The following is a 26,254-nucleotide window of genomic DNA, read 5'->3' as shown; positions in this document are numbered from 1 at the left end:
GGTTTTCGAATTTGGCGGAAGCGTAGAGATTCGAACTCTAGAACCCTTTCGGGTCGCCGGTTTTCAAGACCGGTGCCTTCAACCGCTCGGCCACGCTTCCAAAGTGAGGCGCACTATAAACATCTATTAGCGCCTTGTAAAGCAGGAATTTTTCTATTTTTGCCTGCAGGCGTTTGACTGCGCAAAAAGTCACCCGGACGCTTACCAGCCCTCCCCCCTTCTCCCCTTGTACATACCGTTACACAGCAACGCTCATCCTTTTAAATCACCGTGGTATAGAATGCCAAAAAAAATAGACGGCCATGTGTTTTGTAATGGTAATAAATCCGGGTAATGCGGGTTTTAACGCATTACTGTCATAGCGCCTTACTGGTTGATGATGAAAATCAAAAATACGTTTTGCTTACATATCCTGATGGCCGTTTTGGCCATTTTAGTCCTGAGTTTTCACCCGCTGGTGACAAGCTTTGATCCGCCGCTTAAATTCCAGCCGCTGATCAAGTCCATGGCAGGGACGACAAAAGAACAGGCGGAAAAAATAGCCACAATTTCCCATGCTTTAGAAGGGAATGCTATTTTCTTCCTTGGTGCGTCTGAGGTCGCCACCTCAGAAGAGGAACATTACGCCGTATTTAATTATTTTAATAAGCAATTGCACCAGCCCGTCGTGGCCTATGGCGATGCGTTTGTCGATGACGAAACGCAATTTTTACTTCTCTCGCGTTTTAAAGATAGCCTTAACGCAAACAGCAAAGTGGTGCTGCTTCTGGCGCCTGACGGTTTTTATTCAAAAGGCCTGCCGCCCGCTATCTATGCGGATAATTTTCCGGGCTCGATTTTTAATCCCCTGATGAAGGATCCGCAGGCGCGCCCGTTCCTGGTTAATTACCTGAAGCATATTGATGCGAAAGAGATAAGCCATTTAACCTTCAGGCAAATGCGTGTGTATGGCTGGCATCCGGCGCTGATGTGGGACGAGCTGAGTTTTCAGTTTGCAAACTTCTGCACCCTGATTAAAAACGACTGGCTGTCGCTGCTCAACATCAGGCCACAGACGGCGCAGCCCTGGCCTCAGCAGCCAACCGCCCGTCTTTCCCCTGACTGGGATAAAGCGCTGGCGAATGCCCGCGAGTTGAATAAAAAGCGCCATCAGAGCGCGGCCACGCTGTGGATGGACAAAACGATTTACGACGAGGACGGTAAGCCGCAGCAGTGGGATGACACGCCGGTGGTGCCGGGGCAGTTCGCCGCGTTCAGGAAAACCGTTCAGCTTTTGAAAGCGCATCACGTGCAGGTGATAGCTATCGTCGACCCGGTTAACCCCTGGGCACTTTACAATACCGACACCTTCCGCCCGTTCGATAAGCAGATTCAAACCATTCTGAAAGAGAACCAGATCCCGTATTTGGATATGTACGCCATGCCGTATCAGAACGGCTGGAACTGGGATCGTCTGCACCCTACCGAACTGGCCTGGGTGCCAATGCTTCGCTTTATTGCACAGAGTTTTAAATAATGAAAATCGCGATCCGTCTTTTTTGCCTTTATTTACTGCTGGCGATCACCGTCGTTGCATGGACCGCTGTCGATGACAGCATGAGCATGCAGCTGCATTTTGAATATCAAAAATTCTGAGGCGAAATGATGTACAGCTCAGGAATGTTTTTTGTCTGTTTATTTTCATCCGCGCTGGCGTTTGCGATGGTTAATCGTGTTTTACGCCACCGTCTGACCTGGCTAGTTTCCTTATCCGTGGTGACAGCATTAGGCTGGGGTTATATTTTTCAGGGCAATTACAGTGTTCCCGTGGCCGTCTTTTGCTGGTTTTATCTTGTCGCCACGTTAAAAGAAAAAGGCAGATTAAAAACCTGGCAGGCGGTCGTTTTAACGCTGCTGCCTCTGGTTCTGGTGAAATTACATTTTAATTATCACCTCGGCACAATCGGTCTCTCTTTTATGACCTTCCGCGCTGTGGATGTACTGCTGTATCGCAGTAAAAAAGAGGGCCAGAATTTCCTGCACTATTTCTGCTATCTCTTTATGCCCTTTATTATTCTGGCCGGCCCGATGTATCGCTGGCGGACATGGATGAGCGATGTGAATAAGCCGGCATTTGTCCTGAACCGCGAGCAGTTTTTAACGGCGCTGGAGCAAATTATTACCGGCATCATTCAGAAGTTCCTGTTTGCCATGCTGATCGATTCGCTCGTCGTGCAGCCCTGGAGCCATAAGCCGTTTACCCTGACCGTGGGCGTGGTGATGTCGATTGCCTACAGCGCCTATCTGTACTTCGATTTTGCGGGCTACAGCAATATGGCCATCGGCGCGGGTCGGCTGTTTGGGCTGAATATTCCGGCAAACTTCAACATGCCGCTTCTTGCGAAGAACCCGCAGGATTTCTGGCGCCGCTTCCACATCAGCCTGTCTGAATGGCTGCGCGACGTGGTCTTTATGCCCGTCTATATGAACCTGATGAAGTTTAACTTTTTCCGCCAGAACAAAACGCTGGCGCAAAATATCGGTATTTTTTGCACCCTGTTCTGCATGGGGGCGTGGAATGGCCTGGAACGCCATTACGTCATCAGCGGCGCGCTGTTTGGCGCGATTTCCGTCGCGCACAACATGCTGCTGTGGTCAGCCAAACGCAGCCCAACGTTACACCGCGGATTGCAGTATCCGGCCGTTGCGTTTTTGGGACGAATTCTGACGCTGGGAAGCGCCGCAGGATCCCTTTACATCTTCAGTGGAATGTCACCTCTATGAAAAATCACTCCGATCTTCAGGAACTGCAGGATTTCTTGCGTGCGGCACTGCGCGATCCCGCCTCCCCGCAGCAGCTGGCCATCAGCGGCAGCGACGAAACCTTAAGCTGGCTCCAGCTTTCCTCTGCCGTGACGAACTGGGCAGAGCGTTATCGACGCTGCCAGCCCGCAGACGGTACGCCGATCGTGCTGTACGGCCATCAGCAGGCCGAGTTCGCCGTGGCCATATATAGCTGCCTGCTGCACAACATTCCGTACATCCCGGTGGACTGCATCTACCCTCAGGAGCGGCTTCGCGAGATCTGCAACCTGACCGGCGCCCCTTACTACTACGACGTGGCGACGCGGCAGTTCATCGCCACCGGCGAGGCGGGCAAGGTGCTGGAGGAGCAGGATCTGGCCTATATCATGTTTACCTCAGGCAGCACCGGAAAACCGAAAGGCGTGCAGATTGGACGTGAAAGCGTATGGCACTTCATGAAGTGGGTCAGCCAGGACTTTTCGCTGCCGGAAAAACCGGTGCTGATGAACCACGCGGTGTTCAGCTTTGACCTCTCCCTGATCCCTCTGCTGGCGAACCTGGCGATGGGAGGCCACATCGTGCTGAATGCCAAAGAGGATATCCAGAAAGAGAACTGGCTCGAGCGACTGCAAAGCAACGCGGTCTCCGCCTGGGTTTCCACCCCCTCTTTTGCCTACCAGCAACTGCTTTCTCCGCACTTTAACAGCGAGTATTTGCCTGCACTCAGCGTCTTTATCTTCATTGGTGAAGTGCTCAATAAAGCGCTGGTGAAACAGCTCCGCCGCCGTTTCCCGCAGGCCAAAATCATCAACTCCTATGGCCCAACGGAAGCGACCATTGCGACAACCGTGGTTGAGATCACGGATGAGATCCTTAACAGCGACAGCGCGGTGCTGCCGGTGGGCGTGATGATGCCGGACAGCAGAATGGAAATTTCCGCCGAGGGCGAACTGATTATCTGGGGCAAAAACGTCATGCGCGGCTACCTCGGCCTGCCGCAGGAGAACGCGGCTAAACTGCTGCGTCGGGAAAATGATGCGTTCCGCGGCTACCGGACCGGCGATCTGGGTTATGGAGACGGGCTCATCTACTGCCAGGGCCGCAACGACAGCCAGGTCAAGCTGAATGGCTACCGCATCGAGATCGGCGAGATTGAAAACCGCCTGCTGGCCATGTCCGGCATCAGCGAAGCGGTGGTGATGCCGCTGATGAAACCCTGCGGCAGCGTGCTGCGCATCGCCGCGTTCTGCGTGACGGAGCTGGCACCGGATGCAATCAAAACCTCGCTGGCAAAAGTGGTGCCCCACTACATGGTGCCTTCACAAATTATCGTAAAAGACGCTTTGCCGCTAAATCCTAACGGCAAAATTGACCGCAAGCTGCTGGACGCTTACGCCCGCACACATTAATTATCCCAGGAAAAATGATGGAACACGATATTCTCGCCCTGTTTGAAAAAGTGTTATCCCGCAAGGTTGGCTTTCACGATGAGCTGATTGAATCCGACATTCTCGACTCCATTCTGGCAGTCGACATGGTGCTGGAGGTGCAGGACGTTTACGGCTGTATGATCCCGCCTACCGACGTGGCGACGGTGCTGAAAACCCCGGCCGATCTCGCCCGTTATATTGAAGAGAACCGTTAACGCCCCCTCCTCTGATGGCTCTGGGACTCACTCCAGAGTCCATCATTCGCTTTCCCCTTCTGGATACCATTCACACGAATGAAACCCACCGGTTTTACTATTTCTCCTACACTTTAGGGGTACTGTCGGTACGGGAAATAAAACAAGCCAACATCATGAAGACAATAATGGTTCGCTCTGCGCTCAGCCAGCGATCGTTGCGTCTTTAACAGAGGAGTCTGCGGTATGGCATTCGTAACAACGAAAGACGGCGTAAATATTTACTACAAAGACTGGGGTCCGAAAGAGGCTCAGCCCATTGTTTTCCATCACGGCTGGCCATTGAGTGCCGATGACTGGGATAACCAGATGCTCTTCTTCCTTGCGGAAGGCTATCGCGTTATCGCAATCGACCGCCGTGGTCACGGGCGTTCGGACCAGGTCAGCGAAGGGCACGATATGGATCATTATGCGGCTGACGCGTCGGCCGTGGTCGAAAGCCTGGATCTGCACAATGCGGTGCACGTCGGCCACTCAACCGGCGGTGGCCAGGTGGCCCGCTATGTTGCGAAGTACGGCCAGCCGCAGGGGCGCGTTGCCAAAGCGGTACTCGTGAGCGCCGTTCCACCGTTGATGGTGAAAACAGAAAACAACCCTGGCGGGACACCTGTAGAGGTTTTCGACGGCTTTCGTAAAGCGCTGGCCGCGAATCGCGCCCAGTTTTACCTCGACGTCGCCAGCGGTCCTTTTTATGGGTTTAACCGGGCGGGGGCTGAGGTTTCAGAGGGCACCATTCAGAACTGGTGGCGTCAGGGCATGATCGGCAGCGCCAGGGCCCACTACGAGGGGATTAAGGCGTTTTCAGAAACCGACCAGACTGAAGATTTAAAAACCATCACGGTTCCCGTTCTGGTGATGCAGGGCGACGACGATCAGGTCGTGCCGTATAAGAATGCTGCCCTGCTGCAGGATAAGTTGCTGGCGAACAGCGTACTGAAAATTTATCCGGGCTTCCCGCACGGGATGCATACCACCCACGCGGATACCATTAACGCGGACATTCTGGCCTTTATCCGTTCATAAACCTCGCCTTTCTTGCCGGGTGGCGCTACGCTTACCCGGCCTACATTCTGCAATAATATTAAGACGTTGCACGTTTCATTGTAAGCCTGTGCCAGCGAAACGCCGCCGGGGGCTAACGCTGTTTAGCCCGAGGGGATTACACACCGAGAGATACTGACTGGAGCTTTTTATGCATGAAAACTATACCGTAGTTGAAACCGTCCCCTCCGCAGAAGCGTTTTGCCGCCTGCGCGAAATCTCGGGTCTTAGCCCTCGTCCGCTGGAGGCAGCACGCAAAGCGCTGCCTGGCAGTTGTTATGGCATGCATATTTTGTGTGAGGGAAAACCCGTGGGTATGGGGCGAATCGTGGGAGACGGTGCGTTGAATTTTGATATTGTCGACGTCGCCGTTGACCCTCTTCATCAGGGAAAGGGGCTCGGTAGACTCATCATGGAAACGCTTGTGGCATGGCTGGATAACAATGCCTGTAGAGGGGCCTACGTTTGTTTAATGGCGGATGTCCCCGAGCTGTATTCTAAATTTGGCTTCACTCTCGTTCGCCCGGCAAGCGAAGGAATGGCCAGAATCTGGTAAAAGGCAACTCTGAGATAAGACAAAAGAAAAACCCCAGCTTAACGAGTAAGCTGGGGTTTATATCTGGCGGAAGCGCAGAGATTCGAACTCTGGAACCCTTTCGGGTCGCCGGTTTTCAAGACCGGTGCCTTCAACCGCTCGGCCACACTTCCTGATTGAGGCGAACTATAAACACCTCACAGCATGCTGTAAAGAGTGGCTGCAATCGTTCGCTTTAAAATTAGCCAAAATGTGCTTAATCGGTTGAACTGACAACACATCGGCGATTTTCTCAGCATAAAATCCAGCCCTCTCGCTTAGTGCTTTTTGATGTACATATCTTTTGTGAAATAGTACCCCAGCTTATCCGGCGTAAAGCCACCCACCCACGGTTTCACCAGGTGCGTACGGACGTAGTGATAAACCGGAATGGCAGGCACATCACGGCCCAACAGGTCTTCCGCCTGCTGGTAGAACTTACCCCGCTCTGCCGGCGTTTTGGCCTTTGCGGCGTTGATCAAGGCTTGATCGTAGTCCGGGTTGCTGTACTGGCTGGTATTTTCACTGTCGCCGGTACGGAAGTTGTTCAGGAAGGTCGCCGCGTCGTCGTAGTCGGCAATCCAGGCGTAGCGCACCGCGTCAAAGTTGTGGGTGTGCATGGTATCCAGCATGGTTTTCCACTCCTGATTTTGCAGCTTCGCGTCTACGCCGAGGTTTTTCTTCCACATAGAGCTGGCCGCAATCGCGATGCGCTGGTGCGATTCAGAGGTGTTATAGAGCAGGTTGAAGCTCAGAGGATGGCTTTCGTTATACCCGGCCTCGTTGAGCAGTTTTTTCGCCTCAGCAATACGCTTGTCCAGCGGCCAGCTGGCGTAATCCGGATTCTGCAGCTTGACCCCGCCGATGTCCGGCTGGCTAATCAGCCACGCCGGGCGCTGCCCCTGCCCCATCACCTTCTCAGCGATGATGTCTTTATCCAGCGCCATGTTCAGCGCCTTGCGCACGCGGGCATCGTTGAACGGCGGGCGCGTGGTGTTGAATTCGTAGTAATAGGTCGCCAGCTGCGGGGAGACGTCCAGCTGGCTGCCCAGCGTTTTCTTCAGCTGAGCAAACTGGTTAATGGGTACCGTATACACAATATCAATTTCGCCCGCTTTATAGCGGTTCACATCCGAGGCCTCGGAGGTGATCGGCAGATAGGTGACTTTGTTAATAACGGTATGCGCGTTATCCCAGTAGCGCGGGTTACGCTCCGCCACAATGCGTTCGTTGACCACCCACTGGGACAGCTTATACGCTCCGCTGCTGACAAAATGCTCCGGTTTGGTCCACTTTTCGCCGAAACGGCCAATCAGCACTTTATCCACCGGCACCAGCGACGGGTGCGCCAGCATCGCCAGGAACGCCGCGTTGGGCTGGGTGAGCGTTACTTCCAGCGTGGTATCGTTAATTGCTTTTACGCCCAGCGTGTCGGGGGATTTTTTCCCCTGAGCGATATCGGCCGCGTTGACGAAATGCATGTTGCCGGGATAGCTGGCGTACGGTGAAACGGTTTTTGGATCAACCAGGCGCTGCCAGCTCCAGACCACATCCTCTGCGGTAATGGCCGTCCCGTCGCTCCAGGTGATGCCCGGACGTAAGTGGAACGTCCAGACGGTGTTGTCCTTGTTCTCCCATTTTTCAGCCAGCCGGGGTTGGATTTCTCCTGACGGGGAGACGCTCACCAGCCCTTCGAATAAATCGCTGATAATATTGAATTCGACATCGCTTTCGACTTTGTGCGGGTCGAGCGAGGCCGGTTCGCTGCCATTGTTTCTGACCAGTTCCTGTTTTTCGGCCAGCGCTGTTCCTGCTGGCACGTTAGCCGCCCAGGTCGCCGTGCTGGCGCACAGGATCCCGGCGGTGAGTAAAGAGAGCGTAAAGCGCGTGCGTGTTTGTGGTTTCATTTCCTTCGCCTTATTGTCTGTTTTATGACGATCCGGAGATAACTCTTAGCGCCCGAAAGGCAATAACGCAATATTTTTCAGTAACCTATAAGAGGTTGATCTGGTAAATACTTTTAAACCGCCGTTCATACTGGTTACACATGCTTTTGCAGAAGAAATGACCACCTTCAGCGCTAACGTGCTGAGTAAAGATGGGTAAAACCACTTTGAGACTGGCGCGCCGTTTCCTATTCTTTCCGTTAATTACATCTGTCATAAGAGAGTGACTCATGGACCGTATAATTACTTCCTCACGCGACCGCACATCGCTACTCAGCACCCACAAGGTGCTGCGCAATACCTATTTCATGCTCAGCCTGACGCTGGCGTTTTCGGCGATCACCGCTACCGCCAGCACCGTGCTGATGCTGCCATCTCCGGGCCTGATCCTGACGCTGGTGGGGATGTACGGTCTGATGTTCCTGACCTACAAAACCGCTGATAAACCGGTCGGTATTCTTTCCGCGTTCGCCTTCACCGGCTTCCTGGGGTATATCCTGGGGCCGATCCTGAACGCGTATCTGTCTGCCGGTATGGGTGACGTGATTGGCATGGCGCTGGGCGGTACCGCGCTGGTGTTCTTCTGCTGCTCGGCCTACGTGCTGACCACGCGCAAGGATATGTCCTTCCTCGGCGGTATGCTGATGGCGGGTATCGTGGTGGTGCTGATTGGTATGGTGGCAAACATCTTCCTGCAGCTGCCTGCCCTGCACCTGGCGATTAGCGCGGTGTTTATCCTGCTGTCATCCGGCGCGATCCTGTATGAAACCAGCAACATCATTCACGGCGGTGAGACCAACTACATCCGCGCGACCGTGAGCCTGTATGTGTCGCTGTACAACATCTTCGTCAGCCTGCTGAGCATCCTGGGCTTCGCCAGCCGCGATTAAGCAGACCTGCTGAAACAAAAAGGAGAATACCTCAGGCATTCTCCTTTTTTTATGCCCTAGTCACCGCGGCAAATATAGGTGGGATAGAGCCGGTCCTGTATCAGCCACACGGCGGGCGCGAGCTCGGAGATCGTCAGGTAATAGCGGGCTGTCGGCCTCGCAAAGCCTCCCCACTTTTCGTCCGGGGTATTGTCATTATGCCGACGCCAGGTTTTGGTGTAGCTCAACACGATAACGTTATCATCGTCCCGTCGCGACCAGGTAAAATCCACATCCCTGTCAACGATCATGCCCCGGCCTTCAGCCATAGCTGCACCTTTGTACGTTGTTAAGCCGGTGCCGTCCCGATGAAAATAGAACTGGGCCACGGTATTGACCCGGACCTCATTCGCTTTTCCCTCGTTACGCGTAAAGTTAAATTCCGTACTGCAGGCCAGCGCATCACGCTTATATATGCCCCCGGAATAAATAAAGAGCGCCAGCGCGCCGCCAGCAAGCGCCCCACCCGCAGCAAACAGAAGCCTCATTTTCATTTTTCTGCCCCGCTTTTATAGCGAATGGTTTTGCACAGGCTCGTTTTATTGACCGGGCATGCACCAATGAACACTTCATCCGCAACTGCAAGGTTAAAGCGGGCGCTGAAATAGTAGATATTGTACGCTTCGCGCGCGCACGCCACATTATTCGCCTCCAGCAGCCCCGCCAGTTTCGAGAGCACCAGCGGCCGGCCATGATCGTTAATAAGCCAGATGCTACAGCCCGCTATTTTCTGCGCGACGGGCTTTGGCGTCATCGGTATAGCGATCTTCTGCTGCTGGTTAAACAGCAGGCCTAACCCCAGTGCTGATGCTAACAATGCCGCTGCCGAGGCGCCCCATTTAAGGGAAATACGCTGACGTTTTGCCTCTGGCGGCACGACGGAAGAGATCGGCTGTGCTTCAGCGGGTTGAACAATTTGCGCAGGCTGGCAAATCACATCGGCAACAAAACGGAATCCATACCGGGGTATCGTCACAATGAAATTATGATGTTCCCCAAGAGACTGGAAGCTTTTGCGTAATTCACTGACCGCTTTGTTGAGGTTATTTCCAGACGGCGTAAAGCCATACTCCTCCCAGACGCGCGTAATTAATTCCTCCCGACTCAGATCGTGCCCTTTATGACGAATAAACTCCTGTAAAAGGCGAACGGCTGGCGCCGAGAGCGTTAATACAGACTCCGGTTGACCAACAAGACTAATTGCATGTGCTTCAGGATCAAATAACAACGAATTATTGCATATAAAAAACATATTTCACTCTCAGCTATTACCGCAGGCTTTTTTATCCCTGTGACATCGGCAAGAAAATCGCTTCCTGAGCTGGTTCTTTTTTCATCAACAGGAATTTTCTTCCCATCCTGGGTAGCGGCATTTTCTTTTAACTATACAACTTTAAGACCAGCAAATCAGGATAAATCACTGTATATCAGCGGTTAACTAATACAAATTCTCACAACCTGCTGTTCTGGTTAAAGTTTCCCTGCCCTGAAGCGATACGAAAGCAGACGGTGTCCTGGTGTTAAAAACCGCACAAGAACTCAGAGCAGGCAGGCTGAATGTGAAACAGAAACAAAAAGTGAATATGACAACCGCGTTTTATGTCGCCGCGCTGTCGCTGTCATTTTTCTCAGAAATGACAAGGGCCAATATGAGCGTCTATCCCATGGAACTTAACGTGGATAGCGCCGGCGCAGCGCAAATAAAAGTGGCATCGAAAACGGATGATATTCAGTTCATTCGGGTGAGGCAAAAGAAAATTCTTAACCCCGGAACGGCCCAGGAAAAAGAGATTGACGTTGCTTCGTGGAAAGAAGGCGGCGTCGTGGTGACGCCCGATAAATTTGCCCTGGCGGCAGGCGCAATGCGCGTGGTGCGCCTTGTTTCACTGACGCCGCCGGAAAAAGAGACCACCTGGCGAGTCTATTTTGAAGGGGTGAAACAGCCGGACAGCATTATTCCCGGTCAGCCCGAAAGCACGGCAGCGACGGCAAAGCTTGGGGTCAATGTTATCTGGGGGGCGCTGGTACATCTGGCCCCTGCCACGGAGCGCGTTTCGCTGCATATCGATCCCGCACGGGGGACCGTCACCAACGCCGGCACCCTGCGCGTGCCGCTCAGGGAGATCGGTATTTGTCAGTCAGACGACGTCTGTAAATGGATTAAAGAAGACGCCACGATTTATCCGGATACCGAGCGGAAATTAAAAACGCTTAATCAGGTAAACGGCAAGAAATACAAATTCCGCTACTTCAACTGGGTGAAAAAAACCGCTGAAGAAGCTGACTTACCCGTCGTGCAATAACACGACGTCACTGTAAAAACCCTTGTGGTTTGTTTAAAGAGCCAGGGTGCTCATTTGTAAAATATGGAGATATCAATGCGTAAATTTATTAAACCTCTGATGATCGTTGCCGCGATGACCACATCTGCCAGCGCGCTGGCGATTCAGAAAGATATTACCGTCAACGCCAGCGTTGATTCACAGCTGGATATGACCCAGGCCGATAACACGCCGCTGCCAGCCAGCATCGACATGCAGTATCTGCCGGGTCGGGGCCTGGAAAGCTACCGCCTGAACACCAAGGTATGGTCCAACTCCGCTACCAGTAACGTCAAAGTACGCCTCGTTAGCGCAGCTAAGCTCACCAACACGGATGGGGATCAGATTGTACCGATGACGGTTCTTCTGGGTGATAAAACCCTGTCCACCACCGATGCCGAATTTACCGGAACCGAACTTTTCCCGGGCAGCATTGAAAACGGTTCTGCGGTTCTGCCTCTGACCATTTCCCAGACCACCAAAGGCATTCTGAAAACCGGCCAGTACAGCGGCGTTGTAAGCCTGATGCTGACTCAGGCGACCACCACGGAAGGCGGTGCGTAACACCATAGCACCTAAGGAATAACGTCAGAGGGCGCCCGCCCTCTGACGTCAGGATGATGTCGAGGCTCGTTCATGGCGTTTCACAGAAATACTCTCCTTTTTGTTGCTTTATTACCCGCATCTGTCCACCTCGCCTGCGCTGAGATGGCCGTCCCGGCCGGATTCGAGGACCTGGCGAAAACGCAGCGCATGTGGACAGAGGTGAGCTTATACGGCGAGTCGCTTGGCCTTTTCGAAACCGATATCAATCTTGAAACGGTCAGTTTTGTCGCACCTGAAACCGTGGTCGCGGCCATCAAACGTCAGTTTAACGACGATCCTGCCCTTATCGGCTCCGTTTCCGCAGCGTTGGCCGTTCCGCTTGCCCGTAACGGCAACCTGGCCTGCAGCAGCAACGGCTCCGCAACGGGGTGTGATTATCTCGAAACCCGCCGTGCGGCCATCATCTATGACGAAAACAATGCTCGCATAAACCTGTTTTTTGATAAGCGCTTTTTGCCAAAGCCCTCGGAGGAAAACCAGTGGTATCAGCCCACCCAGGACAGCGAAAACGCGTTGATTCATCAGCAAAATATCAATTTCGTTGCCGACAGGGATTATCAGTCTGCCACCGTTCAGGGCAACGGGGCGCTGGCGCTGACCCAGGACGGCTATCTTAACCTCGACTGGACCTGGCTGGGGCAACGCTCGCGTCATCAGCAGCAGCAGGAAATGACCGTTAACAATGCCTGGTTCCGCCAGGATTTATGGCGTGAATATTATCTACAGATAGGCGAGATGGATACCCGCGACCTGTTCAGCAACGCCGGGGGGAATATTAACCTCAGCCAGCTGCCGCTGGGCAAAATACGTGGCCTGCGCACGGGCTCGACCCGGGCATGGATCAACCCGGTTCAGCAATCGAAGGGCACGCCCATTACGGTGCTGCTTTCGCACGATGCGCGTATCGACGCGCGCCGCGGCAAGGAGCTGCTGGCTAGCTTTTACCTCAATGCCGGGGCACAAACTCTGGATACGCGCGCGTTTCCGGATGGAAGCTATACCGTGACGCTGTCAGTATACGAAAACAACCGACTGACGCGTACCGAGCAGGTTCCGTTTACCCGTACGGGCATTACGCCATTCGACCGCGTCGAGTGGTTTATGCAGGCAGGGGAAACGGCTAATAACGATCGCAATGATGAACGCAGCCCGGTCGCACAGTCGGGTATACGCCTGCCCGTCACCCCGACGCTGGCGCTGACCAGCGGCGCAACCGTCATGAAAAGGCAGCACTTCCTGGAAAATGCCCTCGACTGGAGCCGCGGCTTTAACGCGGGCCCGATCGACGGGGTATTAAGCACACGCTTTAGCTACCTCTACGGCAGCAAGGGCCAACGCGGCAATATTCAGCAAATCAGCTATAACGACGGGTTTTCGCTGAGCTTCTACCGCAACGCGTTATCCGCAGAAAATTGTGATACCCGCAGCGCAGGTTTTGACGCCGTCAACGGCTGTTATCGTAGCCTCTCGATCATGTTCTCCGTGCCTGTCGGCTCGTGGTACGCCAACCTGGGGTATTCGGATAACCGCAACGAAGGGCGCTACGTTACGCGCCGGGAACTGCCTGACCATGACGATCGTCACGATGCCGGCCTGCCGTGGGAGCCGGTGTATATGACCCGCTCCCGCACGCAGGCCTGGCAGGGCGGGCTGAGTAATACCTTTAGCGCGCGCGGTCTGAACATCAACAGCAGCATTAACCTGTTTATGCGCAACGACCACTCTCGCGACGGGAAAGACAAAGGCGGCTATCTGAGCGTTAGCCTCTCACTGGCGCATAAGCGTCAGGGTGATGCGTCAGGCTATACCTCGCTTGGTGCAACCTGGCAGCACCAGCAGCATCAGAAAAACCAGCTGAGCTACAACGTGGCGCACAACTGGTATGCCGACGCGCGCGGCGAGAATGAATACGGGCTGAGCGCGTCGGGGATTAACAGCGATTCGCTCAATGCCTCGGCGTATACGCGCCAGGGTGGACGTTTTGGTAACGCCAGCCTGACGGTGAGCGACGCATGGGACCGCCAGGATGGGCGCCATACGTTAAGCAGCAGCGGCAACTACAGCTCCACCCTCGCCCTGTCGCGTTCAGGGCTGTGGCTTGGCCGCTGGGGCGATGGACGCCCGGCTTCTGCCGTTGCGGTAAACGTGGCTACGCCTGAGGATTCCCGGGATTCACGCGTCGCCGTCTCGCTGGATAACGGCGGCACCGCGGATATCCCGGCCAACAGCCGTGCCCTTTTTGCGGTGCCGGGTTATCAGCCAACAACGCTGACAGTTAATGAGTCGCTGAACGTCTCATCAGGCGCAAGCAGTGAAATCACGCAGGGTTCCGGGAGCCGGACGCTCTTTATGGTGCCGGGCAAAATGCTTCGCCGGGACGTGCAAACCACCACCCGCTACACCTGGCTCGGCCAGCTCACTGACGAACATCATTCGCCGTTCGTGGGCGGCGTACCGCTGAACGTGAACGGCTGGAACGATCTCGGCAATGGCGGTTTCAGCGCCCAGAGCGACGCCCTGCTGCGCAACCTTTATCTGGTGCGTCAGCAGCAGTTTTATCAGTGTGAACTGAGCGTGAAAAGCATGCGCGACGTGGTGCGTTACGTTGGGTCGATCCCGTGTCGGGAACTCACTTTCTCCGCCCTGCCGGATTCGGTCCAGCACCAGGCGCAACTGATGCTCGCCGGGCGGAACGTGCCTACGGGGCCAACGGCCATGAATGCAGAGCACCTCACCAAAGGGAAATGATGTGAACAACTACCTCTTTGTTTTACTTTTTTTGACGCTGTGGAGCTGTCAGACGCTGGCGGGCGTCCCTGCCGGAAGAAATTCCAGCGTAGGGATTAGCTACGATCGCGCGGTGCCGCCTGCGCGTTTTGATATCTGGGTCCATGAACCGAGCGGTTACGACACTATCGACCCGCAAAAGTGGGGACGCAACACCCTGACCTGCGAGTCCCGCACCGACCCGACGAACGGAGCGTGTATGACAGCGCCGGTCTGGTTTAGCGCGAACCCGGCCGCCCCCTACGCCATTACGCTGCGTTTTACCCACACGTCGACAAATAAAACAGCAGATGTGAAGGTCTATGGGGAAAAACATATGTTTATCAACAACAAAGTTTTCACCTTTGCCAGCTTTGTCAGCGGCGGTACCGCCGATCTCTCGGCCTGGAACCGGGAACCCTATTTTGATTTTTACATCGTTAAAGGCGAACTGGATAAGCTCGCCCAGCCGGGCATCTGGACCGCAACGCTGAAGCAGAACCTGCGCGAATGGGGAAGCGCCGACTGCGGGGGCAACTTTAACGATGTCAACGTCGGGTGTCCGGGCTACCTCACCATAGCCCGCTGGCAGGCGACGATACGCATTGAGGTGGTCGATCCGGGTAACCAGCAGATTTATCTGCCGGCGTTCCCCCACTCAACCCCGCTGGTTAACCTCAATCTGACCAATTTTCCGGGGCGGCCCGGCGGCAGCGAAATCCAGGGCGAGAGCGCGCTGGATATGTGCCTGTATGACGGTAAAAACAGCGCCAGCACGCGCGTCTATCTGCGCTTTGAGGATGACGGTTTAGCGGCCACGGGCCGTACTGAGGGAGCGTTTTCCGTCAGACGACGCGGTGGAAGCCAGACCGAAGCACGGGATCGGCTCGATTATCAGGTTACGGTGATCAACCCGGTAACGGGCGCAGCAGAAACCGCGGCGAATGGCAAAACGCTGATCTGGCAGAGCACTAATGACCCGCAATATCTGCGTCAGGTTGTGCTGCCGGGTGGACGGGAGAGCGTACTTTGTGTCCCCGCCCCCATCATTCTGAAAACGCCCGCGTTTGCTGCCAGCAGCAAAAATGCCGGGGATTACACCGGCACCCTACGCGTTATCTATACGCCCAGTACCTTATAAAGAGGCCATTGTGAGTTACGCCATCCTCGACAACAATCGTTTTTATGCCGAAGGGTTGCGCTACGCCCTTCTGCGCCGTAACGCTCAGACTCAGGTTGAGAGCGGTACGGTAAAGTGGTGCCGTTCGCTGCTGGTCTGCGACACCCTCGTTGTTCGCTGCCGCTTTTCCGTCGCGGGGACGCATCTGGCGCTGGTCGACATTCTTCTGGAGCTGGAAGCCAGGCGCTGGGAAGGAACGGTGTATCTGGTATGCAATGAAAAAGGCTGGGCACTGGCTACCCATCTGCGAAAGCGGTTTGCCACGCTGACCTTATATATCATTGATGACCGGATTGCCGTTGCGGATGCGGCGTATCTGCTTGCCAGAGAGCCCCGCCGGGTGCGCACCCTGAATTGTTGCCTGACAGGCATGGAGTTCAACGTGCTCGACAGGCTGGTGAACGGACAATCGGTACGGCATGTCGCGCATATGACGCAGATGAGTGAAAAACAGGTGTCGACGTATAAATGCAACGCGCTGAAAAAGCTTAATGCCAACAATCTGCTCCAGCTTCTTCTGTAGGTCGAGGTTTCTCACGCCGCCCCTTATTTGCTAGACTAGGGGCGTTTTTTACTTTATCGACAGAGCACTATGTTCATTTTTGCAGGCCAGGAAATTGAGACCGATAGCGAAGGCTATCTGAAAGACACCACGCTATGGAGCGAGCCGCTGGCGGAGAAAATCGCCGAAAACGAAGGTATCGCCCTCTCCCCCGAACACTGGGAGGTGGTCCGTTTTGTGCGCGAGTTTTATCTCGAGTTCAACACCTCTCCGGCCATCCGCATGCTGGTCAAGGCGATGGCCAACAAATTTGGCGAAGAAAAAGGCAACAGCCGCTATCTGTATCGCCTGTTCCCGAAAGGCCCGGCAAAACAGGCCACCAAAATTGCCGGCCTGCCTAAACCGGTGAAGTGTATTTAATACCGAATACCGAAGTTCACATATTCCCTGCCGGGTTGATGCGGTTCCGTTAAGACCTTATCAACCCGGGCGCTGCGCGGCCCGCCTGCTTTCAGCCACGCCATTAGTTTTTCAACCTGCTCCGCGTCGCCGCAGGCGACCACCTCAACGCTGCCGTCGTCCATATTTCGCGCGTATCCCGTTAGCCCAAGCGTCATCGCTTCGCGCTGGGTGCTGTAGCGGAACCCGACGCCCTGAACAAGGCCGTGGACCCAGGCAATGGTGCAGACTTTTGACATTTTTCTTCTCCTTAACGTAGCGTTTTCGGTAAACAGCCATAGTGCTGCCGGAAACGGGCGGTGAAACGAGAGCTGGAAAGATACCCACATTGTAATGCGATTTCACCGATCGGTAAGCGAGTCGACTGTAACTGTGACAGCGCCACGGCCATTCTCACCTCCTCCACGATCTGCCGAAACGCTCAACGACATCCGCAGATGATTGCGCCTGGCTGAATGTGCTACTCTACGCGCCATTTCCCTGAAATCGACAGAACAGCAAATTATGAGTGTACGTTTAGTGTTAGCCAAAGGGCGCGAGAAATCATTACTGCGCCGTCATCCCTGGGTCTTTTCCGGCGCAGTTGCCCGTATGGAAGGCAAAGCCAGCCTCGGTGAAACCATTGATATTGTTGACCATCAGGGGAAATGGTTAGCGCGAGGCGCTTACTCGCCAGCCTCCCAGATCCGCGCGCGCGTCTGGACCTTCGATAAAGACGAAACCATCGACATTGACTTCTTCGTCCGCCGCCTGCAGCAGGCACAGCAGTGGCGCGAGTGGCTGGCAAAGCGCGACGGGCTGGACAGCTATCGCCTGATCGCCGGTGAGTCCGACGGCCTGCCGGGCGTGACCATCGATCGCTTCGGCAACTTCCTGGTGCTGCAGCTCCTCAGCGCAGGGGCGGAGTATCAGCGTGCCGCGCTGATTAGCGCCCTGCAAACCCTGTTCCCGGAATGCGCTATTTACGACCGCAGCGACGTGGCGGTGCGCAAAAAAGAGGGCATGGAGCTGACGCAGGGCCCGGTCAAGGGTGAGCTGCCGCCTGCCCTGCTGCCGATTGAAGAGCACGGCATGAAGCTGCTGGTGGATATTCAGGGCGGGCACAAAACGGGTTACTACCTTGACCAGCGCGACAGCCGCCTGGCTACGCGTCAGTACGTTGCCGACAAACGCGTGCTGAACTGCTTCTCCTACACCGGCGGTTTTGCCGTTTCGGCGCTGATGGGCGGCTGTGCCCAGGTGGTCAGCGTGGATACCTCGCAGGAAGCGCTGGACGTGGCAAAACAGAACGTCGAGCTGAACAAACTGGACTTGAGCAAAGCCGAATTTATACGCGACGACGTCTTCAAGTTGCTGCGTAAATATCGCGATCAGGGCGAGAAGTTCGACGTCATCGTGATGGATCCGCCAAAGTTTGTGGAAAACAAAAGCCAGCTGATGGGCGCCTGCCGTGGGTATAAGGATATCAACATGCTGGCCATCCAGCTGCTGAACCCGGGTGGGGTGCTGCTCACCTTCTCCTGCTCCGGGCTGATGACCACCGATTTATTCCAAAAAATCATCGCCGATGCCGCAATAGATGCTGGTCGTGATGTACAATTTATAGAGCAGTTCCGTCAGGCAGCCGATCACCCCGTGATTGCTACCTACCCGGAAGGACTGTATCTGAAAGGGTTTGCCTGTCGCGTCATGTAACTTGAAAAGAGAAATATTGCCCGCACTTAATGTGTAAGTCGTATTTCCCGGGAGGTGACTATGATTGCCAGCAAATTCGGTATCGGCCAGCAGGTCCGCCACACTTTGCTTGGGTATTTGGGTGTGGTCGTGGATATCGACCCGGAGTATTCCCTTGATGAACCGTCAGCGGACGAACTGGCGGTGAACGCAGAGCTTCGCGCTGCACCCTGGTACCATGTGGTGATGGAAGGTGACGACGGACAACCCGTACATACCTACCTTGCCGAAGCGCAGCTAAGTAGCGAGCTGCAGGAAGAGCATCCGGAACAACCCACGATGGATGAACTTGCTCAGACTATCCGCAAACAGTTACAGGCTCCGCGCCTGCGGAACTAAGCGTGTAAAAAAAGCCCGATGAACGGGCTTTTTTTTATTATTTCGCCAGCCCCAGACGGGGGATATCGATCGCCGGACAGCGATCCATAACCACCTTCAATCCCGCATCCCGCGCCAACACGGCAGCCTGCTCGTTAATCACGCCCAGCTGCATCCACAATGTTTTCGCCCCGACGGCAATCGCGTCCTGCGCCACTTCCCACGCCGCCTCGGAATTACGGAAGACATCGACCATATCAATTTTTTCCGGCACGTCAGCGAGCGTGGCATAACCCTGCTGGCCCAGTAAGGTTTTCCCCGCCACTTTTGGTGAGACCGGGATGACGTGATAGCCCTGATCGAGAAGGTATTTCATCACCCGATAGCTGGGACGGTCGGGTTTATCGCTCGCGCCCACCAGCGCAATGGTACGCGTGGATGTCAGAATCTCGGCAATATCGTTCTCTTTCATGGTTTTTCTCCTGGCTTTTTTAAAAGTGTACGCCAAAGCGCACATCTCAACCATCCATCCCATACAGATGTATGAGGGCAAAACGGCAAAATATGTCTATATGTTAGTAAACGTGATTATCGAAAGATTTAGATACATTAATGCGGCGACAGTATCTCTGACGGGAGCCTTCTATGAAAACCGGTTTTGCCACTGCTCTGATTGCGTTAGCGATGCCGGTTTGCGTTTTTGCCACCACGCTTCGGCTCTCTGGCGATATTGATCTTCTGGTTCTGGATGGGAAAAAGGTTTCCAGCTCGTTATTGCGCGGGGCTGACAGCATTGAGTTAGATAACGGGCCACATCAGCTGGTGTTCCGGGTCGAAAAAGCGATCGGCCTGACTAACCATGAGCAGCGGATGTACATCTCTCCGCCGCTGATTGTCAGCTTTAATACCCGGCAAATCAGCCAGGTGAACATTACCCTGCCTCGCCTTGAAACGGAGAAGGAATCAGCGGCCTTCGACGCCTCGCCGCGCGTTGAGCTGCTGGACGGGAATGCAATGCCGATCCCGGTCAAGCTGGATATTCTGGCGTTGACCAGCGCCACAAAAAGCCCGGACTACGAGGCCGCAACGCAGGTCTATAACAAAGCCGGCAAACGCGCCTCCCTTCCGCAGTTTGCCACCATGATGGCGGACGACAGTACGCTGCTATCCGGCGTCTCGGAACTGGACGTCATTCCGCCCCAGTCCCAGAGCCTGACGGAACAGCGCCTTAAATTCTGGTTCCAGCAGGCCGATCCCGACACGCGGGCCCGGTTTTTACAGTGGGCAAAGCAACAACCTTCATCTTAAGCCACATTTTTTACGCCTTTCTCTTGCAGCGTCAGACGGTTCCCGTCATCGTGTAGTCAGTTAACCTGATGGATATGATTATGGAACTGACAACACGCACGCTGCCTGAACGCAAACACATTGCGCTGGTGGCGCACGATCACTGTAAACAAATGCTGCTTAACTGGGTTCGCCGCCATCAGCCGCTGCTGGAAAAGCATGCCCTCTCGGCGACCGGCACTACCGGTAACCTGATCCAGCGCGAAACGGGTCTGGAGGTGAATGCGATGCTGAGCGGCCCGATGGGCGGCGATCAGCAGGTCGGGGCACAGATTTCCGAAGGGAAAATTGATGTGCTGATCTTCTTCTGGGATCCGCTGAATGCGGTTCCGCACGATCCGGATGTCAAAGCGCTGCTGCGTCTGGCAACGGTGTGGAATATTCCGGTGGCGACGAACCTGTCAACGGCGGATTTCATCATTGAATCACCGCAGTTTAACTCGCCGGTTGAGATCCTTATTCCGGACTATCAGCGCTATCTTTCCGAGAGACTGAAGTAGCTTTTTTTGCCGGGTGGCGGCTACGTCTACCCGGCCTGGAAATCTTGCCTGACGCCGTTATGGCTTCCGCGCCACCGGCACATCAATACTCTTCAGAATATCGACAAACACGGATGGCTCCTCTTTATTGAACAGCAGCCACACGCGGTGACGCGCGCGGGTGATGGCCACGTACAGCAAACGCCGTTCTTCGGCATCCGGGAAGTCTTCCGGCACCGGCAGCAGGGCCTCTTCCATGACCGACTCGCGAGCCGGAGCCGGGAATCCGTCGCTGCCCTCCTTCAGCCCCACCACAATCACATAATCGGCCTGCTGCCCTTTGCTGGCGTGAATGGTCATAAATTCAAGCTGCAGTTTCGGCCAGCGGGTAGCGGCTTTTTCCAGCGCAGCAGGCTTAAGGTGATGATAACGCGCCAGCACCAGGATACGTTCATCGGGTTTCGCATAGCCGCTGAGCTTGTCCAGCAGCGGCTCCAGCTGGTCATCCGCCAGCAGGGTGACCGCTTTTTTATCCCCTGCCCGCAGGCTGTTTAGCGGCTTGGCCAGCTGGTGCGGGTTCTGCTGGATAAAGCGGTTGGCGATCTCACCAATCCGTGAATTGAAGCGGTAGGTCGTGTCCAGATCGCTACGGTCGCCTTCGCCAAAATAGTGGTGGAAGGCGGTCGTCAGCGAGAGCTGCGCCCCGCTGAAACGGTAGATGGCCTGCCAGTCGTCCCCCACCGCGAACAGCGAGGTATGTTTATTTTGCGCCCGCAGCGCCGAGAGCAGTGCCGCACGCTGGGGTGAGATATCCTGGAACTCATCCACCAGAATATGCTTCCACGGGCTGACAAAGCGCCCCTTCTCCAGAATGACGATCGCCTGATGGATAAGACCGGAGAAATCAACGGCATTTTCCTCTTTCAGCGCGGTTTTCCAGGCTTTCAATAGCGGAGCCATCAGCTTGACCCGTTTTGAAAATAGATCGCGGATCGCCTCCGGCGCGCTTTCAATCATCTCTGCCTGCGAGCCGCCGTGCATCCGCATCAGGCTGACCCAGCGGTCAAGACGCGAGCCGAGCCGACGAGCCAGTTTTTCATCCTGCCAGAAGCTGCCCTCCGGTACCTCCCAGTTGAGTTCCTCTTCCAGCCATTGACGCCACCCTTTCGCCTGCGCCTTTTTCTCACTGCACTGCTGACGCCACGTTTTAATAAACAACGCCTGTCGCGCCTGCGCGTCGTTTTCCAGTTTACTGATGGCAGGCACTTTTTTACTGCCCTGCTGAATGATATGCAGCGCGAGGGCATGGAAGGTTCTGGCGGTAATATCCCGGGTGTGCAGCCGTTCCTGGATGCGTTCGTCCATCTCCTGTGCCGCCTTACGGCCAAAAGCCAGAAGCAGGATCTGATCGGCAACGGCCTCCCCGGTGGTGAGAAGCCAGCCCGCACGCGCCACCAGCACCGACGTTTTACCGCTTCCAGCCCCCGCCAGCACCAGCAGCGACTGCTCGCCGTTCACCACCGCGCGCGCCTGAGCAGGGTTGAGCGGTGAAGACTCCACCGTACTGAAAAAGTCGGCGTATTGGGTGAGCATGGCGTCCGTCCAGGCCTGATTATGCGCCAGCCGGCTTTTATCCATATCGTTCAGCCAGGCCTGGCACTGACGCCAGGCATCGCGACAATTGTCGAACTCATCAAGACGCGTCACGGAGAGCGGCAGCGCCGAAAGTGCCTGTCGAATCTTTTGCTGCAGACCGGCGGTCTGCTGGCGCGTCAGCCACGTTTGCTGCGCGTTGCTTTGCGCGATATCGTCCAGCACCTGCTGCAGCACCCGAGCGGCAATCACGCTCATGTCGTGGCTCCACTGCTGCCAGAGCGCGTTCAGGTGATGGTGGAAACGCTGGGTTTCCGCCCACTCGGTACCGTGAAGGCGCACGACTTTGTCGTCAGGCAGAACGAACTCCAGCTCGCCCCACACCAGCCCGCGCTTGCAGTGAATAGCCAGAAGCTGATTAAACGGAATAAGGTATTCGTGGCGTTCTCCGGAGACTTTAACCCCGGCGTTGAGCAGAACAACTCTGTCATAGGGGTGTTGCGCCAGGCGTTTGCCTAAAGAAGTTGCTTTCAGTTCCATGTCCCGCCAAATCCACGAAGAGATAATTTACCTGACAGTTTAACTGCCAGTTTTAAGGTGCTCCAGCCTAAAAAAACGTTACAATCATTGGGCGTTAATTTTATCGAAAGGAAGTGAGGGTTTATGCGTACCGTTCTGAATGTGTTGAATTTTGTGCTGGGCGGTTTTGCCACCACCCTTTCCTGGCTTTTTGCCACGCTGGTGAGCATCGTCCTGATCTTCACCCTTCCCCTGACCCGTTCCTGCTGGGAAATCACGAAACTCTCGTTCATCCCCTACGGTAATGAAGCTATCCACGTTAACGAGCTGAACCCGGAGAGCAAAAGCGCCCTAATGAATACGGGGGGAACTTTGCTGAACATTCTGTGGCTGATTTTCTTCGGCTGGTGGCTGTGCATCATGCATATTTTTGCCGGTATTGCGCAGTGCATCTCAATAATTGGTATTCCAGTCGGGCTCGCGAACTTTAAGATCGCCGCCATCGCCCTTTGGCCCGTCGGGCGCAGGGTGGTTCCGGTCGAAGTGGCCCAGGCGGCGCGTGAAGCGAACGCACGTCGTCGTTTTCAGTAAATAAGGACTGGCCGCGTTTATGCTAAGTCCACTGCTTCGCCGTTATACCTGGAACAGCGCCTGGCTCTACAACGTCAGGATATTTATCGCGCTTTGCGGCACGGCTGCCCTGCCGTGGTGGCTGAATGATGTCAAGCTCACCATCCCGCTCACGCTGGGGGTGGTGGCCGGAGCGCTGGCGGATCTGGACGATCGCCTGGCCGGGCGTTTGCGGAATCTGGTCATTACGCTCGTCTGTTTTTTTATCGCCTCCGCGTCCGTTGAGTTACTTTTCCCCTGGCCGTGGCTGTTTGCCCTTGGCCTTACACTCTCCACCAGCGGGTTTATTTTGCTGGGCGGTCTAGGGCAGCGCTATGCCACTATCGCCTTTGGGGCCCTGCTGATCGCCATCTACACCATGCTGGGCGTTTCCCTGTACGACCAGTGGTATCAGCAGCCTGTGCTGCTGCTGTTGGGCGCTATCTGGTATAACCTGCTGACGTTAACCGGCCACCTAATCTTCCCGGTTCGTCCTCTGCAGGATAACCTTGCCCGCAGCTATGAGCAGCTAGCCCATTATCTGGAACTGAAATCCCGGCTGTTCGACCCGGATATTGAGGAAGAAAGCCAGGCGCCGCTTTACGATCTGGCGCTGGCAAACGGCCAGCTGGTCGCCACCCTTAACCAGACGAAAGCCTCGCTGCTTACCCGTCTGCGCGGGGATCGCGGCCAGCGCGGCACGCGCAGAACCTTGCACTACTATTTTGCCGCTCAGGACATTCATGAGCGCGCCAGCTCCTCGCACGTTCAGTATGCCGCCCTGCGCGAGAAGTTCCGCTACAGCGACGTCATGTTCCGCTTTCAGCGCCTGCTGTCCATGCAGTCACAGGCATGCCAGCAGCTCGCGCGCTCCATTCTTTTGCGCACGCCCTATCAGCACGACTCCCGCTTCGAACGCGTGTTTAGCCATCTTGATGCGGCGCTCGACCGCGTGCAGGCCAGCGGAACGTCACCGGAACAGATCAAAGCGCTGGGTTTTCTGCTCAACAACCTGCGGGCGATTGATGCTCAGTTGGCGACGATTGAGTCCGAGCAGGCGATGGCACTGCCGGGCAGCGAGGTGGATAACCAGCTTGCAGATGACAGCGTGCACAGCGTGAGCGATATGTGGCTAAGGCTGAGCCGCAACTTCACGCCGGAGTCGGCGCTGTTTCGTCACGCGGTGCGAATGTCCCTGGTCTTATGCGTGGGGTATGCTTTTATCCAGATAACCGGTTTGCACCACGGCTACTGGATCCTGCTGACCAGCCTGTTTGTCTGTCAGCCGAACTATAACGCCACCCGACACCGCCTGGCATTGCGTATTATCGGCACCCTGGTCGGCGTCGCCATTGGCCTTCCGGTGCTCTATTTCGTGCCGTCCATTGAAGGACAGCTGATCCTGATCGTGATCACCGGCGTGCTGTTCTTCGCGTTTCGCAACGTGCAGTACGCCCATGCCACAATGTTCATCACTCTGCTGGTTCTGCTCTGCTTTAACCTGCTGGGTGAAGGGTTCGAGGTCGCCCTGCCCCGCGTACTCGATACCCTGATTGGCTGCGCTATCGCCTGGGCCGCCGTCAGCTTTATCTGGCCGGACTGGCGTTTCCGTAATCTACCGCGCGTGTTAGACAGGGCTATGAACGCCAACTGCCGATACCTGGATGCCATCCTTGAGCAGTATCATCAGGGCCGCGATAACCGCCTGGCTTACCGGATAGCGCGCCGCGATGCGCACAACAGCGATGCGGAACTGGCCTCGGTGGTCTCTAACATGTCAACGGAGCCTCGCGCCACGGCCGAGATTCGTGAGACGGCTTTCCGGCTGCTCTGCCTGAACCATACCTTCACCAGCTATATTTCCACGCTGGGCGCCCACCGCGAAAAACTCACCAACCCGGGCATCCTCAATCTGCTGGATGACGCGGTCTGTTATGTCGATGATGCACTGCATCACCGGCCAGCCGATGAACCGCGCGTGAGACAGGCGCTGGATGAACTTACCCAACGTATTGCGCATCTTGAGCCTGGAAACGACAGCAAAGCGCCCCTGGTGTTACAGCAGATTGGCCTGCTCATCGCCCTGCTGCCAGAAATTTGCCGGCTGCAACAGCAAATCGCTACCTGGAGGAGTGATTCTCCTGTGGCTCAGGCAGCGCATTAAACCACTCCGTCAACTCCCGGCGAATGCCGGCCGGGAGTGCCGCCTCATGCAGCCCCTCGATCGCCCCTTCCAGCGCGAATAGCACTTTGATACTCAGCGCTTTATTTTTCGCCCGCATCTTCAGCCAGCTCTCCCTTGCGCCAAGCGCCCGCAGCGTTTCTTCGTTGGTGATGCCCGCTTCAACGAGCAACACTTCCAGCTGAAAGGTCAGGTTTGGCAGGTCCTTAAGTCGATTGCGCTGATGCCGCTGGTAACGCTCTTTTCTTGCCGCATTAAGTGCGAAAGTGGAGAGCTGAAGCAGACGCTCCCTGTCCTGCCATAGCCCGTCATCCACCCGGTAATAGTTGAGAAGCACCGGACGGCCCCGCTTCATCAGGGTCAAAAAAGACGCGGCATTTTTCACACAGTATTTCGCACTTTCTTCACAGGCACGGAGGTAGAGCTCACCTTCTGACACCATGGCAAAAACCGCATCATCCACTGCCAGGGTATAGCCGCCGAACAGCGCGCGATGATGAATTTCACCCAGTGGTGACAGGTATTCCTGGGATTTATAAATCCGTTCATAAGATATCTTTTTCATGATATTTCCCTTCAAAATCATAAAGTAACAACGAAATTTCTTACTAGCGGATCCGTTAGCAGGAAAATAGGCAACTTAGCGTCGTTGAGCAAGATGATTTTTCGAAGGGCATCAAC

26 protein-coding genes, 2 tRNA genes and 1 pseudogene are annotated in these 26,254 nt (G+C 55.2%); 19 read left to right on the top strand and 10 right to left on the bottom strand.

What is annotated here, in order from left to right; all coding sequences use genetic code 11:
* Positions 1-12 precede the first annotated feature (12 nt).
* Positions 13-100 (bottom strand) — tRNA-Ser (locus IM303_RS00910).
* A 279-nt stretch (positions 101-379) separates the two neighbouring features.
* On the opposite strand from IM303_RS00910, the gene IM303_RS00905 reads away from it, so the two are divergent.
* The 6 genes from IM303_RS00905 (at position 380) to IM303_RS00880 (ending at position 6,065) form a co-directional block, all read left to right on the top strand.
* Positions 380-1,516, top strand: coding sequence for a D-alanyl-lipoteichoic acid biosynthesis protein DltD (locus IM303_RS00905; protein ID WP_048999091.1), 1,137 nt, complete (start codon positions 380-382; stop codon positions 1,514-1,516).
* 128 nt (positions 1,517-1,644) lie between these two features.
* Positions 1,645-2,763: an MBOAT family O-acyltransferase gene (locus IM303_RS00900; RefSeq protein WP_045630046.1), complete on the top strand. Its 1,119-nt coding sequence runs from the start codon at positions 1,645-1,647 to the stop codon at positions 2,761-2,763.
* On the top strand, positions 2,760-4,193 hold the full coding sequence (locus tag IM303_RS00895) for an AMP-binding protein (protein WP_048999092.1): 1,434 nt from the start codon (positions 2,760-2,762) through the stop codon (positions 4,191-4,193). Before IM303_RS00900 ends, IM303_RS00895 begins: the two co-directional genes overlap by 4 nt.
* A 17-nt stretch (positions 4,194-4,210) precedes the next feature.
* The gene (locus tag IM303_RS00890) at positions 4,211-4,429 is read left to right on the top strand and encodes an acyl carrier protein (RefSeq protein WP_028012621.1); all 219 of its coding nucleotides are present in this window, start codon (positions 4,211-4,213) and stop codon (positions 4,427-4,429) included.
* 225 nt (positions 4,430-4,654) lie between these two features.
* Entirely contained in the window at positions 4,655-5,491 is an 837-nt protein-coding gene (locus IM303_RS00885) for an alpha/beta fold hydrolase (protein WP_048999094.1), read from the top strand.
* A gap of 169 nt (positions 5,492-5,660) precedes the next feature.
* Positions 5,661-6,065, top strand: coding sequence for a GNAT family N-acetyltransferase (locus tag IM303_RS00880; RefSeq protein ID WP_047368238.1), 405 nt, complete (start codon positions 5,661-5,663; stop codon positions 6,063-6,065).
* A 64-nt stretch (positions 6,066-6,129) separates the two neighbouring features.
* Here IM303_RS00880 and IM303_RS00875 read toward each other — a convergent pair.
* A tRNA-Ser gene (locus IM303_RS00875) sits at positions 6,130-6,217 on the bottom strand.
* Between the two features lie 144 nt (positions 6,218-6,361).
* The gene (locus IM303_RS00870) at positions 6,362-7,990 is read right to left on the bottom strand and encodes an ABC transporter substrate-binding protein (protein ID WP_193359496.1); all 1,629 of its coding nucleotides are present in this window, start codon (positions 7,988-7,990) and stop codon (positions 6,362-6,364) included.
* 269 nt (positions 7,991-8,259) lie between these two features.
* Here IM303_RS00870 and yccA point away from each other — a divergent pair, with 269 nt between their 5' ends.
* The gene (yccA, locus tag IM303_RS00865; protein WP_013097244.1) at positions 8,260-8,919 is read left to right on the top strand and encodes an FtsH protease modulator YccA; all 660 of its coding nucleotides are present in this window, start codon (positions 8,260-8,262) and stop codon (positions 8,917-8,919) included.
* A gap of 56 nt (positions 8,920-8,975) precedes the next feature.
* Here yccA and IM303_RS00860 read toward each other — a convergent pair whose 3' ends face one another.
* Together IM303_RS00860 and IM303_RS00855 are read right to left on the bottom strand one after the other, a co-directional pair.
* Positions 8,976-9,452 carry a hypothetical protein gene (locus IM303_RS00860; protein WP_047368236.1) on the bottom strand — a complete coding sequence of 159 codons (477 nt, stop codon included), beginning with the start codon at positions 9,450-9,452 and terminating at the stop codon, positions 8,976-8,978.
* Positions 9,449-10,210 carry a winged helix-turn-helix domain-containing protein gene (locus IM303_RS00855; RefSeq protein ID WP_193359495.1) on the bottom strand — a complete coding sequence of 254 codons (762 nt, stop codon included), beginning with the start codon at positions 10,208-10,210 and terminating at the stop codon, positions 9,449-9,451. Before IM303_RS00855 ends, IM303_RS00860 begins: the two co-directional genes overlap by 4 nt.
* A 307-nt stretch (positions 10,211-10,517) precedes the next feature.
* On the opposite strand from IM303_RS00855, the gene IM303_RS00850 reads away from it, so the two are divergent.
* From IM303_RS00850 to tusE, 6 genes are all read left to right on the top strand, one after another.
* On the top strand, positions 10,518-11,261 hold the full coding sequence (locus IM303_RS00850; protein WP_069732526.1) for a fimbrial protein: 744 nt from the start codon (positions 10,518-10,520) through the stop codon (positions 11,259-11,261).
* Positions 11,262-11,336: 75 nt separating this feature from the next.
* Positions 11,337-11,843: a CS1 type fimbrial major subunit gene (locus IM303_RS00845; protein WP_028012615.1), complete on the top strand. Its 507-nt coding sequence runs from the start codon at positions 11,337-11,339 to the stop codon at positions 11,841-11,843.
* Between the two features lie 72 nt (positions 11,844-11,915).
* On the top strand, positions 11,916-14,633 hold the full coding sequence (locus tag IM303_RS00840) for a TcfC E-set like domain-containing protein (protein WP_192970875.1): 2,718 nt from the start codon (positions 11,916-11,918) through the stop codon (positions 14,631-14,633).
* Position 14,634: 1 nt separating this feature from the next.
* A complete protein-coding gene (locus IM303_RS00835) occupies positions 14,635-15,792 on the top strand; it encodes a CfaE/CblD family pilus tip adhesin (protein ID WP_192970874.1) in 1,158 nt (385 codons plus the stop codon).
* 10 nt (positions 15,793-15,802) lie between these two features.
* Positions 15,803-16,354 carry a LuxR C-terminal-related transcriptional regulator gene (locus IM303_RS00830; protein WP_045261700.1) on the top strand — a complete coding sequence of 184 codons (552 nt, stop codon included), beginning with the start codon at positions 15,803-15,805 and terminating at the stop codon, positions 16,352-16,354.
* Between the two features lie 69 nt (positions 16,355-16,423).
* The gene (gene tusE / locus IM303_RS00825) at positions 16,424-16,753 is read left to right on the top strand and encodes a sulfurtransferase TusE (RefSeq protein WP_028012611.1); all 330 of its coding nucleotides are present in this window, start codon (positions 16,424-16,426) and stop codon (positions 16,751-16,753) included.
* On the opposite strand, the gene yccX is transcribed toward tusE, so the two are convergent.
* Together yccX and IM303_RS22350 are read right to left on the bottom strand one after the other, a co-directional pair.
* Complete coding sequence (gene yccX, locus IM303_RS00820; protein ID WP_048999181.1) at positions 16,750-17,031, bottom strand: acylphosphatase; 282 nt, start codon at positions 17,029-17,031, stop codon at positions 16,750-16,752. The two genes, tusE and yccX, sit on opposite strands and share 4 nt — an antisense overlap.
* A gap of 11 nt (positions 17,032-17,042) precedes the next feature.
* Positions 17,043-17,274, bottom strand: a pseudogene (locus IM303_RS22350) (helix-turn-helix transcriptional regulator); the annotation flags it as partial.
* A gap of 22 nt (positions 17,275-17,296) precedes the next feature.
* On the opposite strand from IM303_RS22350, the gene rlmI reads away from it, so the two are divergent.
* Both rlmI and hspQ read left to right on the top strand, forming a co-directional pair.
* Positions 17,297-18,487: a 23S rRNA (cytosine(1962)-C(5))-methyltransferase RlmI gene (gene rlmI, locus IM303_RS00810; RefSeq protein WP_192970873.1), complete on the top strand. Its 1,191-nt coding sequence runs from the start codon at positions 17,297-17,299 to the stop codon at positions 18,485-18,487.
* Between the two features lie 60 nt (positions 18,488-18,547).
* On the top strand, positions 18,548-18,865 hold the full coding sequence (gene hspQ, locus IM303_RS00805) for a heat shock protein HspQ (protein ID WP_008499919.1): 318 nt from the start codon (positions 18,548-18,550) through the stop codon (positions 18,863-18,865).
* A 37-nt stretch (positions 18,866-18,902) separates the two neighbouring features.
* Here hspQ and IM303_RS00800 read toward each other — a convergent pair whose 3' ends face one another.
* Positions 18,903-19,316, bottom strand: coding sequence for a CoA-binding protein (locus IM303_RS00800; protein WP_028012609.1), 414 nt, complete (start codon positions 19,314-19,316; stop codon positions 18,903-18,905).
* A gap of 173 nt (positions 19,317-19,489) precedes the next feature.
* Here IM303_RS00800 and IM303_RS00795 point away from each other — a divergent pair, with 173 nt between their 5' ends.
* Positions 19,490-20,152, top strand: coding sequence for a DUF2057 family protein (locus IM303_RS00795; protein WP_041910599.1), 663 nt, complete (start codon positions 19,490-19,492; stop codon positions 20,150-20,152).
* Between the two features lie 80 nt (positions 20,153-20,232).
* A complete protein-coding gene (mgsA, locus tag IM303_RS00790; RefSeq protein ID WP_041912035.1) occupies positions 20,233-20,691 on the top strand; it encodes a methylglyoxal synthase in 459 nt (152 codons plus the stop codon).
* 57 nt (positions 20,692-20,748) lie between these two features.
* Here mgsA and helD read toward each other — a convergent pair whose 3' ends face one another.
* Positions 20,749-22,803 carry a DNA helicase IV gene (helD, locus tag IM303_RS00785; RefSeq protein ID WP_048960451.1) on the bottom strand — a complete coding sequence of 685 codons (2,055 nt, stop codon included), beginning with the start codon at positions 22,801-22,803 and terminating at the stop codon, positions 20,749-20,751.
* Positions 22,804-22,926: 123 nt separating this feature from the next.
* Here helD and IM303_RS00780 point away from each other — a divergent pair, with 123 nt between their 5' ends.
* Together IM303_RS00780 and yccS are read left to right on the top strand one after the other, a co-directional pair.
* Positions 22,927-23,373: a YccF domain-containing protein gene (locus tag IM303_RS00780; protein ID WP_041910601.1), complete on the top strand. Its 447-nt coding sequence runs from the start codon at positions 22,927-22,929 to the stop codon at positions 23,371-23,373.
* A gap of 19 nt (positions 23,374-23,392) precedes the next feature.
* Positions 23,393-25,555, top strand: coding sequence for a YccS family putative transporter (gene yccS, locus IM303_RS00775; protein ID WP_041910602.1), 2,163 nt, complete (start codon positions 23,393-23,395; stop codon positions 25,553-25,555).
* Here the strand turns inward: yccS and IM303_RS00770 are convergent.
* Entirely contained in the window at positions 25,512-26,138 is a 627-nt protein-coding gene (locus tag IM303_RS00770; protein ID WP_048999389.1) for a TfoX/Sxy family DNA transformation protein, read from the bottom strand. The genes yccS and IM303_RS00770 overlap by 44 nt on opposite strands.
* Positions 26,139-26,254 lie beyond the last annotated feature (116 nt).

Origin of the sequence: Enterobacter cloacae complex sp. P38RS (assembly GCF_014930775.1) — a bacterium.
Taxonomy (GTDB): domain Bacteria; phylum Pseudomonadota; class Gammaproteobacteria; order Enterobacterales; family Enterobacteriaceae; genus Enterobacter; species Enterobacter bugandensis.
The sequence above is the reverse complement of the archived record's forward strand: the minus strand, read 5'-3'. Positions and strand labels throughout refer to the sequence as shown.